At 67.6% G+C, this 12,688-nt stretch carries 13 protein-coding genes; 7 read left to right on the forward strand and 6 right to left on the reverse strand.

What is annotated here, in order from left to right:
* The first annotated feature begins 69 nt into the window (after positions 1-69).
* Both ACTT2I_RS01815 and ACTT2I_RS01820 read left to right on the forward strand, forming a co-directional pair.
* Complete coding sequence (locus tag ACTT2I_RS01815) at positions 70-378, forward strand: NAD(P) transhydrogenase subunit alpha (protein WP_019182396.1); 309 nt, start codon at positions 70-72, stop codon at positions 376-378.
* Positions 375-1,829 carry an NAD(P)(+) transhydrogenase (Re/Si-specific) subunit beta gene (locus tag ACTT2I_RS01820; RefSeq protein ID WP_443096768.1) on the forward strand — a complete coding sequence of 485 codons (1,455 nt, stop codon included), beginning with the start codon at positions 375-377 and terminating at the stop codon, positions 1,827-1,829. Before ACTT2I_RS01815 ends, ACTT2I_RS01820 begins: the two co-directional genes overlap by 4 nt.
* A 202-nt stretch (positions 1,830-2,031) precedes the next feature.
* Here ACTT2I_RS01820 and ACTT2I_RS01825 read toward each other — a convergent pair whose 3' ends face one another.
* Positions 2,032-2,451: a hypothetical protein gene (locus ACTT2I_RS01825; protein ID WP_421100663.1), complete on the reverse strand. Its 420-nt coding sequence runs from the start codon at positions 2,449-2,451 to the stop codon at positions 2,032-2,034.
* Positions 2,452-2,569: 118 nt separating this feature from the next.
* Between ACTT2I_RS01825 and sufT the strand changes: the two genes are divergently transcribed.
* The 3 genes from sufT (at position 2,570) to ACTT2I_RS01840 (ending at position 6,464) form a co-directional block, all read left to right on the forward strand.
* Positions 2,570-3,121 carry a putative Fe-S cluster assembly protein SufT gene (sufT, locus tag ACTT2I_RS01830; RefSeq protein ID WP_019182393.1) on the forward strand — a complete coding sequence of 184 codons (552 nt, stop codon included), beginning with the start codon at positions 2,570-2,572 and terminating at the stop codon, positions 3,119-3,121.
* Between the two features lie 57 nt (positions 3,122-3,178).
* On the forward strand, positions 3,179-4,276 hold the full coding sequence (locus ACTT2I_RS01835; RefSeq protein WP_088434923.1) for a branched-chain amino acid aminotransferase: 1,098 nt from the start codon (positions 3,179-3,181) through the stop codon (positions 4,274-4,276).
* Between the two features lie 442 nt (positions 4,277-4,718).
* A complete protein-coding gene (locus ACTT2I_RS01840) occupies positions 4,719-6,464 on the forward strand; it encodes a S8 family peptidase (RefSeq protein WP_293984518.1) in 1,746 nt (581 codons plus the stop codon).
* A gap of 118 nt (positions 6,465-6,582) precedes the next feature.
* Here ACTT2I_RS01840 and ACTT2I_RS01845 read toward each other — a convergent pair whose 3' ends face one another.
* From ACTT2I_RS01845 to wrbA, 3 genes are all read right to left on the reverse strand, one after another.
* The gene (locus ACTT2I_RS01845) at positions 6,583-7,068 is read right to left on the reverse strand and encodes an asparaginase domain-containing protein (protein WP_026070231.1); all 486 of its coding nucleotides are present in this window, start codon (positions 7,066-7,068) and stop codon (positions 6,583-6,585) included.
* 103 nt (positions 7,069-7,171) lie between these two features.
* A complete protein-coding gene (locus ACTT2I_RS01850; RefSeq protein ID WP_088434925.1) occupies positions 7,172-7,519 on the reverse strand; it encodes a DUF2069 domain-containing protein in 348 nt (115 codons plus the stop codon).
* Positions 7,516-8,106, reverse strand: coding sequence for an NAD(P)H:quinone oxidoreductase (gene wrbA / locus ACTT2I_RS01855; protein WP_019186096.1), 591 nt, complete (start codon positions 8,104-8,106; stop codon positions 7,516-7,518). The genes ACTT2I_RS01850 and wrbA overlap by 4 nt, the downstream gene beginning before the upstream one ends.
* A gap of 132 nt (positions 8,107-8,238) precedes the next feature.
* Here wrbA and ACTT2I_RS01860 point away from each other — a divergent pair, with 132 nt between their 5' ends.
* Entirely contained in the window at positions 8,239-9,513 is a 1,275-nt protein-coding gene (locus tag ACTT2I_RS01860; protein WP_088434926.1) for a YihY family inner membrane protein, read from the forward strand.
* Positions 9,510-10,073, forward strand: a complete 564-nt coding sequence (locus ACTT2I_RS01865) for a TlpA family protein disulfide reductase (protein WP_421100662.1) — start codon at positions 9,510-9,512, stop codon at positions 10,071-10,073. Before ACTT2I_RS01860 ends, ACTT2I_RS01865 begins: the two co-directional genes overlap by 4 nt.
* Before the next feature lie 66 nt (positions 10,074-10,139).
* Here the strand turns inward: ACTT2I_RS01865 and ppk2 are convergent, their stop codons facing one another.
* Positions 10,140-10,919, reverse strand: a complete 780-nt coding sequence (ppk2, locus tag ACTT2I_RS01870; RefSeq protein ID WP_421100661.1) for a polyphosphate kinase 2 — start codon at positions 10,917-10,919, stop codon at positions 10,140-10,142.
* A gap of 50 nt (positions 10,920-10,969) precedes the next feature.
* The gene (locus ACTT2I_RS01875) at positions 10,970-12,679 is read right to left on the reverse strand and encodes an O-linked N-acetylglucosamine transferase, SPINDLY family protein (RefSeq protein WP_421100660.1); all 1,710 of its coding nucleotides are present in this window, start codon (positions 12,677-12,679) and stop codon (positions 10,970-10,972) included.
* Positions 12,680-12,688: the final 9 nt, after the last annotated feature.

Below are 12,688 nucleotides of genomic sequence, written 5' to 3' on the forward strand. Positions count from 1 at the left end.
CCTGCCCGATTGGTTCAGCGCATGGTTATGATGCAGGGGACGGGATGACCGCCTGGGAGAGTGACTGCAATGAGCGACGGGTTCGTGGCGTTGTATATCTTCATGCTGGCCGCCATTGCCGGCCACGTGATCATTTCGCGGGTGCCGGTGATCCTGCATACCCCTTTGATGTCCGGCTCCAACTTCATCCACGGCATCGTGCTGATCGGCGCGATGGTGGTGCTGGGGCACGCGCAGACCCCGCTGGAGAAGATCATCGGGTTCATCGCGGTGGTCCTTGGCGCGGGCAACGCGGCCGGTGGCTACGTGGTGACCGAACGCATGCTCGACATGTTCAAGCCCAGCGCCAAGCGCGACGCCGGGGAGAAGGCACCTTGAACGTGACCACCGCGCAACTGCTGCAGTGGCTGGTCCAGGTGAGCTACCTGGTCGCCGCGACCCTGTTCCTGCTCGGCCTGCAGCGCATGGCCTCGCCGATGACCGCGCGCAGCGGCATCCGCTGGGCCGGGCTGGGCATGCTGATCGCCACGGTGGCGACGTTCTTCCTGCCCGAGCTGCACAACATTCCGCTGATCCTGGCGGCCGTGGTGATCGGCACGGGCGTGGCGTGGTGGTCGGCCAAGCGGGTGGCGATCACCGACATGCCGCAGATGGTGGCGCTGTACAACGGCATGGGCGGCGGCTCGGCCGCAGCGATCGGTGCGGTGGAACTGCTGCGCTTCTCGTTCCTGGCCAACCGCGATACCACGCACTGGAGCGAGCAGGCGCTGGCCGATCTGGCCGCGCGCCAGCCGTCGGCAACGGTGCTGGCGCTGGCCGTGATCGGCTCGGCGATCGGCGCGGTGTCGCTGTCCGGATCGATCGTCGCCTGGGCCAAGCTGGACGGGCGGCTGGACCGCCGGGTCACCTTCCCGGGGCAGCAGGTGTTCAACCTGCTGGTCGCGCTGGCGATGGTGGTGCTGGGCATCTGGGCCGCGGTCACGCTGAGCCCGGTGGCGATCATCAGCTTCTTCGTGGTGGCGCTCGCGCTGGGCGTGCTGATGACGCTGCCGATCGGCGGCGCCGACATGCCGGTGGTGATCTCGCTGTACAACGCGTTTACCGGCCTGGCCGTGGCCTTCGAAGGCTATGTGCTCGGCAACGAAGCACTGATCATCGCCGGCATGATGGTCGGCGCGGCCGGCATTCTGCTGACGCGGTTGATGGCCAAGGCGATGAACCGCCCGATCAGCGGCGTGCTGTTCTCCAACTTCGGGGGCAGCGGCGTGGCGCAGGAAATCACCGGTGCGCAGAAGCCGATCGAGGCCAGCGATGTCGCCGCGATGCTGGCCTTCGCCGAGCGCGTGGTGATCGTGCCCGGCTACGGCATGGCCGTGGCCCAGGCGCAGCACAAGGTGTGGGAGCTGGCGCAGCGCCTGATCGATCGCGGCATCAAGGTGAAGTTCGCGATCCACCCGGTGGCCGGGCGCATGCCCGGGCACATGAACGTGCTGCTGGCCGAAGCGGGCGTGCCCTACGACCTGATCGCCGACATGGACGACATCAACCTGGAGTTCCCCAACACCGACGTGGTGCTGGTGATCGGCGCCAACGACGTGGTCAACCCGGTCGCGCGCACGGATCCGGCCAGCCCGATCTACGGCATGCCGATCCTGGACGTGGTCAACGCCCGCAACGTGGTGGTGATCAAGCGCGGCAAGGGCACCGGTTTTGCCGGCATCGAGAATGCGCTGTTCTATGCCGACAACGCCCGCATGCTGTACGGCGATGGTGCCGGTGCGGCGAGCGCGCTGGTCAGCGAACTGAAGGCGCTAGACGGAGGACATTGAGGGGTGGATGCAACGGTCACGGCCCACGGTCGTGACCTGCGCAGACACCGGATCTGCGGCGAAACCGGATCTGCGATAGTGCCGGCCGCTGGCCGGCTCAATGCGATACGTGATTGCCAGCGCGTTGCCGTACCGACGTCATGAGGAGCCGGCCAGCGGGCCGCCACTACCGATGGCATTCGGCGGCAGCATGCAGAGACAGTTACTTCGCCACCCACCAACCCACGACCAGCGCCACGCCCATCCACAGCCATTCGACCGCGCCGTTGGCCAGGCCGCTTAGGGTCCAGGCCAGATAGGGCCCCATGCGCAACGCTGATTCCCACGGGGTGAGCCCCATGGAGCCGCCGAGGTACGCCGAGGCGATCCCCCAGTTGGCCGCCAGCGCAACCAGCACGGTGGCCAGCACCGTCAGCACCACCCGGGGGGCACCCGCGCGCAGGGTACCCAGGCGCAGCATGAACGCGATCTCCAGCGCGGCCACAACCGCCATCCAGCTGGCCTGGCGGCCGGTGAGCAGGGCGATGAACAACCAGGCCAGCGTGGCCGTGACGACACCAAGCAGAAACAGCGGGGGCCAGAGCCAGTGGCGGCTCCGGACAGGCACGGACGTGGGCGACATGCAATCTTCCTGTAAGTCCTCACAGGATACCGGCTTGCGGGGTGACCGGCGCGTGGGCGGCCACTGGGCTAAAATGGTCGCCTTGCGGGAATTGGCCGCGACCCCCATATCGATCCACATGTATTCCCGTAGCAGTGAACCTGTCCACTTCGAACGCGACTGCGAGGCCGTCATGGTCCCGCAGGGCGAAACGGTCACGCTGCCCGCTGGCAGCTATGGCTACATCACCCAGGCCCTGGGTGGCAGCTATACCGTCTTTGTCGAAGGCAATCTGTTCCGCATCGCCGGCAAGGATGGCGATGCCATCGGCAAGGAAGCGCCCCCGGCGCTGGAACTGCCCGCCGATGCCTCCGACGAGGAGGTCGAAAAACTGGTGTGGCAGCAGCTGCGCACCTGTTTCGATCCGGAAATCCCCTTCAACATCGTCGATCTGGGGCTGGTCTATGAAGTGGACCTCAAGCACCTGGACGATGGCCAGCGCGAGGTCGACATCAAGATGACCCTGACCGCGCCCGGCTGCGGCATGGGCGAGATCCTCGTCGATGACGTGCGCAGCAAGCTGGAAATGATCCCGACGGTGGCCGAGGCCGACGTCGAGCTGGTGTTCGACCCGCCGTGGGGCCGTCACATGATGTCCGAGGCCGCCCGGCTCGAAACCGGCATGCTGTAACCGCCCATCGCCAGCCGGCGTCACGGCGTTCCCCGTAACCAGAACAGGAAATATCCGGTGTCCCAGTCTTCCGTGAGCTTCAACACCACCCGTTCCGCCCAGCCGCGCAGCAGCGAGGAGCGTGAGCGCATCCTGGCCGCCCCCGGTTTTGGTCTGCACTTCACCGACCACATGGTGGAAGTGCGCTGGGACAAGGACACCGGCTGGCACGATGCCGTGGTACGCCCGTACGGCCCGCTGCAGCTGGACCCGGCCGCCGCGGTGCTGCATTACGGCCAGGAAATCTTCGAAGGCATCAAGGCCTACCGCCACGCCGACGGCTCGATCTGGACCTTCCGTCCGGACGCCAACGGCCGTCGCCTGCAGCGTTCGGCCCAGCGCCTGGCGCTGCCGGAATTGCCGGTGGAGATCTTCGTCGAATCGCTCAAGCAGCTGATCGCCGTGGACGCGTCGTGGGTTCCCTCGGCCGACGAATCCAGCCTGTACTTCCGTCCGTTCATGATCGGCGATGAAGCCTTCCTCGGCGTGCGCGGCGCGCACAAGGCCGGCTACTACGTGATCGCCAGCCCGGCGGGCCCGTATTTCGCCAAGGGCGTGGCGCCGGTGGCGATCTGGCTGTCCACCGAGTACGCGCGCGCAGGCAAGGGCGGTACCGGCGCGGCCAAGTGCGGTGGCAACTACGCCGCCTCGCTGCTGCCACAGCAGAAGGCGCAGGCGCAGGGTTGCTCGCAGGTGCTGTTCCTGGATCCGGTCGAAGGCAAGTACCTGGAAGAACTGGGTGGCATGAATGTGTTCCTGGTCTACAAGGACGGCACCCTGGTGACCCCGGCGCTGTCGGGCAGCATCCTGGAAGGCATCACCCGTGAGAGCATCCTGCAGCTCGCCCGCGACCGCGGCATGAAGGTCGAAGAGCGCAAGGTCACCCTCGAAGAGTGGAAGGACGGCGTGACCTCCGGCGAGATCGTGGAAGCGTTCGCCTGCGGTACCGCGGCGGTGGTCACCCCGATCGGCCAGCTCAAGGGCGAAGGCTTCTCGGTGGGCGACATCAACGCACCGGCCGGCGAAGTGACGATGTCGCTGCGCAAGGAACTGACCGACATCCAGTACGGCCGCCTGCCGGACCGTCATGGCTGGCTGGTCCGCCTCGACGCCTGATGCCCGCGGATCCGCGCTGAAGCATCGAAACCCGCCTGGCGACAGGCGGGTTTTTTGTTGCCTGTTCACTGCCTCCGTCGCCAGGGCCGGCCGCGGGGCACTTCGGCACGTCATGTCCCGCGGTGGCAATGCCGCAAGCCCTTGATGCGCAAGCGTTGTCCTGCTCTGGCGGACATTGACAGCCATTTCGGACATTCGCTGCCGCAAACAGGCCGTTCAAAACCTCCCGAGGGCCTTCACTTTCACAAACCCTCGACCCGCGAAGTCTCAGATCCGACATTTCATGTCATGGAAGCACGGCTGAAACATTGTTCATCCGCCAGCAAGCTATTAGCGTCGACTCACTCACCGGGCCGACCCGCGCCATCGCTTCTGCAGCCCCAGGATCGGACCCGGATTCTCAGCCGCAACGACGGCACTCACTGTCTGAAAGGGAAATCCGATGTCTCATGTCTCGCAACACCGTTTGCGTCAGCGTGCATTGGTGGTACTGGGCGCGTCCGTTCTGTCCACCTTGCTGCTGGCCACCCCGGCGTTCGCCGGTGATGTGCAGTTGAGCGGCCTGTCCTCGGCGCCGACCCACCAGCGCTTCATCGTGAAGTACAAGGATGGCAGCACCGAGGTCGCCACCCCGACCGCGCTGGCCAGCTCGCTCAAGGCCGCCGCGGCGGCGGTGCCGGCCGCCCAGGGCCGCGCGCTGGGGCTGCAGAAGCTGCGCCAGCTGGCGATCGGCCCGACCGTGGTCAAGGCCGACCGGCCGCTGGACCGCGCCGAAGCCGAGCTGCTGATGCGTCGCCTGGCCGCCGACCCCAGCGTGGAATACGTCGAAGTGGACCAGCTGATGCAGGCCACCCTGGTGCCCAACGACACCCGCTTCTCCGAACAGTGGGGCTTTGGCACCAGCAATGCCTCGATCAACGTACGCCCGGCCTGGGACAAGGCCACCGGCACCGGCGTGGTGGTGGCGGTGATCGACACCGGCATCACCAACCACCCCGATCTCAATGCCAATATCCTGCCCGGCTACGATTTCATCAGCGATGCGGCGATGGCGCGCGATGGCGGTGGCCGTGACAACAACCCCAACGACGAAGGCGACTGGTACGCCGCCAACGAGTGTGGCGCCGGCATTCCCGCGTCCAATTCCAGCTGGCACGGCACCCATGTGGCCGGCACCGTCGCGGCGGTCACCAACAACAGCACCGGCGTGGCCGGCACCGCGTTCAATGCCAAGGTCGTGCCGGTGCGCGTGCTGGGCAAGTGCGGCGGGTATACCTCCGATATCGCCGATGCGATCGTCTGGGCGTCCGGCGGTACCGTCAGCGGCGTCCCGGCCAACGCCAACCCGGCCGAAGTGATCAACATGTCGCTCGGTGGCGGTGGCAGCTGCTCCACCACCTACCAGACCGCGATCAACGGCGCCGTCTCGCGCGGGACCACCGTGGTGGTCGCGGCGGGCAACAGCAACACCAACGTGTCCTCATCGGTCCCGGCCAACTGCGCCAACGTGATCGCGGTGGCCGCGACCACCTCGGCCGGCGCCCGCGCCAGCTTCTCCAACTACGGCACCGGCATCGACATCTCCGCGCCGGGGCAGGGGATTCTCTCCACCCTCAACACCGGCACCACAGTCCCGGGCAGCGCCTCGTATGCGTCTTACAACGGTACCTCGATGGCGGCGCCGCATGTGGCCGGCGTGGTCGCGCTGATCCAGTCCGTCGCGCCCACGGCGCTGAGCCCGGCCGCCATCGAAAGCCTGCTCAAGAGCACCGCCCGTCCGTTGCCGGGCGCCTGCTCTGGCGGCTGCGGCGCGGGCATCGTCGATGCCGATGCCGCGGTGACCGCCGCGCTCAACGGCACCGGCCCGGGCCCGGGCACCGGCAACGTGCTGCAGAACAACGTGCCGGTCACCGGGCTTGGCGCCGCCAGTGGTGCTTCGCTGGCCTACACCGTGACCGTGCCATCCGGCCGCAGCCAGCTGAAGGTCAGCATCGCCGGCGGCAGCGGCGATGCCGACCTCTATGTCCGCAATGGCAGCGCGCCGACCGACACCGTCTACACCTGCCGCCCGTACCTCAGCGGCAACAACGAAACCTGCACCATCGCTTCGCCGGCGGCAGGCACCTGGCACGTGCGGGTAAAGGCCTACTCGACCTTCTCCGGGGTGACCCTGACCGCGCAGTACTGATCGCGTTCCAACGCCCCAACGAAGAACGCCCCGGCATGCCGGGGCGTTCGTTCAATCAACACGGCGTCTGCGCGGGAAGCACCCACGCATGGCGTGGACCTACACGCTGCGCCAATGATTACGCCGCTTCGAACCGGTTGGCTGCCACGTTCTTGCGCACCTGCTCCGGATTCCAGATCCGGCCGTTCATCGCGATGTACACACCGCTGGGCAAGGACTGCACCGCACCGATCGCACACCCGATATTGAACTCCGCATCCGAGCCACGGAAGCGTGCCGGGCTCAGCGCACCGGTCATCACGATGGTCTTGTCGGTGATCGACTTTAGCACCTGGCCCGTCTGCACCATCGAGTCGGTGCCGTGCGTGACCAGCACATGCCGGGTCGGCTGCGCGGCGATCGTTGCCCGGATCAACTCGCGATCCTCGTCGGTGATGTGCAGCGAATCCTTGCGCAGGATCGGAATCACGTTGAAACGGAAGGTCACGCCCAGCTCGCGCAGGATCATCCCGATCTGCGGATCACCGATCTGATAGTCCGACTTGTCGTCGAAGTAGATCTTGTCGATCGTGCCACCGGTGGTGATGATCAGTAGTTCTTCCATTGCAAGCATCCTGGGTACCAGACAGAAGGGCACGGAACCGCCGCGCCGACCGGTAGATGATACGGCCGCCGCCCGCTCGGTGCAGGCCCGCGGCACCGCACGGTCAGCCGGCTGTCGTCTTCCGCCCGAAGCGTCGTCGCAGGCCCGGCGTGCTGGCCACGCCGATCACCGCCAGCGCCAGCCCCAGCTCGAGCCAGGCCCACAGTGCCACCTCCGGATGGCTCCAGGCGCTCATCACCCCGTGGCTGAACCAGAACAGCGCCAGCACCCCGGCCCAGAACATCGCCTTGCCCCGCCGCACCAGTACGCCCAGCGCCAGCAGCAGCGGCGGCAGGGTAAAGACCAGCTGGGTGGCCAGCCAATGCTTGTCCTGCGCGAACCAGACCGCGAACAGCACCGCCAGCGCCACCAGCAGCAGGGCCAGCACGATCTCCTGCGCCCGGGTCCTCACGCCAGCCGCCGTGCGATATCGGCCACCCGCCGCCCCAGCGCCCGCGCCAGGATGCTTTCATCCTCGCTCGGCACCGGGTTGTCGTCCGCCCCGGCCACATGGCTGGCGCCATACGGCGTGCCACCGGTGGTGGTGTGGCTCAGCGCCGGCTCGGTGAACGGGATGCCCACGATCAGGCAGCCGTGGTGCAGCAGCGGTACCTGCATGGACAGCAGGGTCGACTCCTGCCCGCCGTGCAGCGAGGCGGTGGAGGTGAACACCCCGGCCGGCTTGCCGGCCAGGGTGCCGTTGACCCATTCCGCGCCCAGCCCATCCAGGAAGTGCTTCACCGGCGCGGCCATGTTGCCGAACCGGGTCGGGCTGCCCAGCAGCAGCCCCGTGCATTCGGCCAGATCGGCCACGCTCACATACGGCGCACCGTCTTCGGGCACCGGGGGCAGGGCCGTCTGTGTCACCGCGGCCACCGGCGGCACCGTGCGCAGCCGCGCGCTCATGCCCGGCACCTCGCCGATGCCGCGCGCAATCTGGCGGGCAAGCCGTGCTACTGAACCGCCACGGCTGTAATACAGCACCAGGATCTCCGCCATTTCGCTTTCATCTCGTTGCGTCCGATGCAGGCAGTATGGCAACGCAGCCCGCTCAGGGCGAGGTCCGTGCCGGGCCGGCCGCCGTGAGCAGGCGTGCATGCCCCATACCCGTCATCGGGTACCCTTGCGCCGATGGAACCTCTCGATACGATCAACCTGTGGATCGAACGCGTCCGGGACCGTGCGCGCACGATCAGCTTCGGCCGCTTCCTGTGGCGCCGTTTCCTCGATGACCGCCTGTTCCAGGCGGCCGCCTCGCTGGCCTACACCACGGTGTTCGCGCTGGTGCCGCTGGCGATCGTCGTGTTCGGGGTGCTCTCCGCGTTCCCGGTGTTCGACCGCTGGAGCGATACCCTCAGCGACTACGTGTTCTCCAACTTCGTGCCCAACGCCGCGCGCGCGGCCGAAGGCTACCTGCGTCAGTTCTCGGCCAGCGCCGGGCAGCTGACCGCCGCCGGCTTCATCGCCCTGGTGGTGTCGTTGCTGATCACCCTCAACAGCGTGGAGGAAACCTTCAACCAGATCTGGCGGGTGAGTTCGACTCGCCCGAAGCTGACCCGTTTCCTGGTCTATTGGACCGTGCTCACCCTCGGCGCGATGCTCGCGGCGGCCTCGCTGGCGGTCTCGGCACGCGTGTTCGCGCTGCCGCTGTTCGGCACCAGCGAAGGCCGCTGGCTGGCCAACGTGTCGCTGACCGTCGCTCCGATCCTGATCGAGTTCGTGTGCATCATGCTGGTCTACCGCGTGGTGCCGCACCACACGGTCAAATGGCGGCATGCCATCCCCGGGGCGATCCTGGCCGCGATCATGCTGGAGCTGGTGAAGTGGGGCATGGGCGCTTACCTGGGCAGCTTCCAGTCTTACCAGAAGCTTTACGGCACGGTGGCCTTCGTGCCGATCCTGCTGCTGTGGATCTACCTGTGCTGGGTGTCGGTGCTGCTGGGTGCCTCGCTCGCGTCCTCGATCGCTGCATTCCGCTACCAGCCGGCCGACCTGCGCCTGCCGGTCGGGTATGAGATCTACGGCCTGCTGCGCCTGATCGGCCGCTTCCACCAGGCGCGTGCCGATGGCCGCAGCCTGGACGACGACGAGATCCTGCGCCTGGAGCCGATGCTGACCGACTCGCTACTGCAGACCCTGCTCTGCGACCTGGAAGCGATCCGCGTGGTCCGCCGTGACGAGCAGGGCGAGTGGCTGCTGGCACGCGACCTGGACAAACTCACCCTGGCCGACCTGTACGAGACCACGCAGATGCGGATCCCGATCAAGGAAGCCTATCTGCCGTATCGCGACGACAGCCTGGGCACGGCCTCGGTGGCCGCGCTGGACACGCTGCGCCTGCCGCTGCGCGAGCTGCTCAAACGCCGCGTCAGCGATATCTATTCGACCCCCGGAGACAAACCATGACCGCCAAGCCCCTGCTGCTGGCCCTGGGCCTGCTGACGCTGGCCGCCTGCAACAAGCCCGTCGCACAAAGCGAGGCCACCGCGCCCGCCGCCCCGGCCCCGATCGATGAACCGGCCGTGCCGCCGACCGAAGCGCTGCCGGCCACCGAGCGCAAGACCGTCGAACAGCCCACGCTCAAGGCCAAGGCGCTGGATGGCACCGACTACGATCTGGCCGCGCACCGCGGCAAGTGGGTGGTGGTGAACTTCTGGGCGACCTGGTGCGCGCCGTGCCGCAAGGAAATGCCCGAGCTCTCGGCGCTGCACGCGATGCGCAATGAGATCGAAGTGGTCGGGCTGGCCTTCGAGGACATCGAGCCGGCCGAGATGAAGGCCTTCCTGGAAAAGCGTCCGGTCACCTACCCGATCGTGATCGTGGACACCTACAACCCGCCGGAAGACTTCGCGATTCCGCGCGGCCTGCCGATGACCTACCTGATCGCGCCGGATGGCAAGGTCGCTAAGGAATTCCTCGGCCCGGTCACCGCGCATGACATCGAGGCGCGGATCAAGGAAGGCTGAGCCTCACGTCGATCCAGGCGCTGCGTGGGCAGGCCATGCAGCACAGCACCCACGCATGGCCTGGACCTAGGGAACAGCGAAAGGTTCGATCGGCTTGAGCACCCCGAAGTGCTCCTTGTGCAGCTTGCCCTTCAACGGCGGCAGCGCCAGCACCGGTTCGTCCACGCGGGTATCGGGCAGGCGATCGAGCAGGTTGCGGATCAGGCCGAGGCGCCCGCGCTTCTGGTCATTGAAGTCCACCAGCGTCCACGGTGCATCGTCGTTGTGCGTCGCGCGCAGCATCGCTTCGCGGCTCTCGGTGTAAGCGCTGTACTTGCTGCGCGATTTCAGGTCCACCGGCGAGAGCTTCCAGCCCTTGAGCGGATCGAGGTGGCGTTCGGCGAAACGCTTTTCCTGCTGCGCCTGGTCCACGCTGAGCCAGTACTTGAACAGCACGATGCCGTCGTCGATCAGCAGCCTCTCGAACACCGGCGCCTGCGCCAGGAAGCTGCGGTACTGCGCTTCGGTGCAGTAGCCCATCACATGCTCGACCCCGGCACGGTTGTACCAGCTGCGGTCCATCAGCACGATCTCACCGGCTGCCGGCAGGTGCGAGACGTAGCGCTGGAAATACCATTGGGTGCTCTCGCGGTCGGTCGGTTTGGGCAGCGCGACCACCTTGCACTGGCGCGGGTTGAGATGCTCGGCGATGGCCTGGATCGCGCCGCCCTTGCCGGCGGTGTCGCGGCCTTCGAACAACACCAGCACGCGTTGACCGGTGTGCTGCACCCAGCGCGCCATCGCCGCCAGTTCCAGTTGCATCGGTTCCAGCAGGGCCTGGTAGTCCTTGCGCTTGAGCTTGCCCATCGGCGTGCCTCGGTCATCCACAGAGAGCCCGAGCCTAGCGCAGCCGATGCTCAGGCGATGTGTGGGCCCTGCCAACCGCGCTCACGTGCGAGCCCTTCGACCACTGCACTGACATCGCGCGCGAAGCCGGCCATGTCGAACAGCCCGCTGTCCTCACGACGCTGGGCCAGCGTGGCGCGCGCGGCCTGCAGCGCGGCCGGGTCGTTGCCCAGGCGCACTGCGGTGGCTACGAACGCGGCGTCATCGGCCACGTTGAAATCGTGCATGCCCAGGTGATGATTCAGGCTGCCGGCCACGCGCGAGGCGAACGTCGTGCCGGGGCAGGTCAGCACCGGGCAGCCGGCCCACAGCGCATCGGAGGCGGTGGTGTGGGCGTTGTAGGGATGCGTGTCCAGGAACAGGTCGGCGTGCTGGTAGCGCGCCAGGTATTGCGGGTGGGGCAGGCGCGGCATGAATACCAGCCGCGCCGGATCCAGCTGCGCCTGGCGTGCCGCGCTGCGCAGGCGCGCGTCGGCATTGCCCGGGCCGGAGAGCAGCCACAGCACGCTGCCGGGCACGCCCTGCAGCACCGCAAACAAGCGCTGCACGCTGCGCGGGTTGAGCTTGTAGCTGTTGTTGAAACAGCACAGCACCACGCCCTGCGCGGGCAGGCCGCAGTCCTCACGCGAGGGCACCGGTTCCAGAACGCGGGTGTTGTCCGAAGGCTGGAACGCACGCGGCAGGCGCCGCACGTTCTCACTGAACGCCGGTTCCAGCGCGCGGGGCAGCACGAAGGCATCGGCCAGCACATGGTCGATCCACGGCGCGCCGGAGGTCCCCGGGTAGGCCAGCCAGTTGACCTGTACCGGCGCCGGCCGCATCGCCAGCACCTGCGGGGTGCCGCCGCCGCCCCAGCCGCGCAGATCGAACAACACGTCGATGCCGGTCTCGCGGATGCGCCGGGCGATGTGCTGATGCGGTTGCGCGCTGACATCGTGCAGCGTGTTGGCCGCCTGCTGCAGGCGTTGGCGGATGGGGCTGCCGTCGTCGCCGGTGAGCGCGAACAGATGCAGCTCCAACGTGGCCTGTGCGCGCAGCTGTTCGAACAGCGCTACGGTCAGCAGGCCGGTCGGATGCGCACCGAAGCCATTGGAAAGGAAGCCGACCCGCAACCTGCCGTGCGGACGCACCGCGGAAGGCGGCAACCGGGGAATGCCTTCGGCCAGCGCCGCCGCGCGCTGACGGGCGCAGGCCAGCTGCTCGGCGGCGCTGCTGTCTTCGCTGAGGAAGGCGAACGGCTCGACCACGGCCTGGCCCTGGGCGACGGCCTGGCGGACCCGCGCCGACAGCCGCTCCAGATCGCGCCAGTCGCACAGGCGGCGTTGCCAGTTGAGCAGCTGCGCGGTGATATAGGGCTCGCTCGGCAGCAGGCGATGCGCGTGGCGATAGGCATCGGCCGCCGCTTCGGGCTGACCGGCGTCTTCCAGGGCGTGACCAAGCCACAGGGTGATGCCGGGATGCTGAGGCGCGCGATCGGCGGCCTGGCGCAGCAGCGTGGCCGCTTCGCCATGGCGACCCTGCATCCAGCGCGCGCGGCCGAGCCGCGCCAGTGCCTCGGGATGGTCGCCGCGCAGCTGCAGCGCGCGCGTTGCAGCCTGTTCGCCGGCAGGCACATCACCGGCCTCCAGCTCGGCATCGGCCAGCATCACCCAGGCAATGAAATCGGCCGGTTGCCGCTGCACGGCCTGGCGCAGCTGCAGGCGCTGCGGATCGGCACTCATCGCGGCCGC

Origin of the sequence: Stenotrophomonas sp. PUT21 (assembly GCF_052232875.1) — a bacterium.
In the GTDB taxonomy this organism is placed as follows: Bacteria; Pseudomonadota; Gammaproteobacteria; order Xanthomonadales; family Xanthomonadaceae; genus Stenotrophomonas; species Stenotrophomonas maltophilia_N.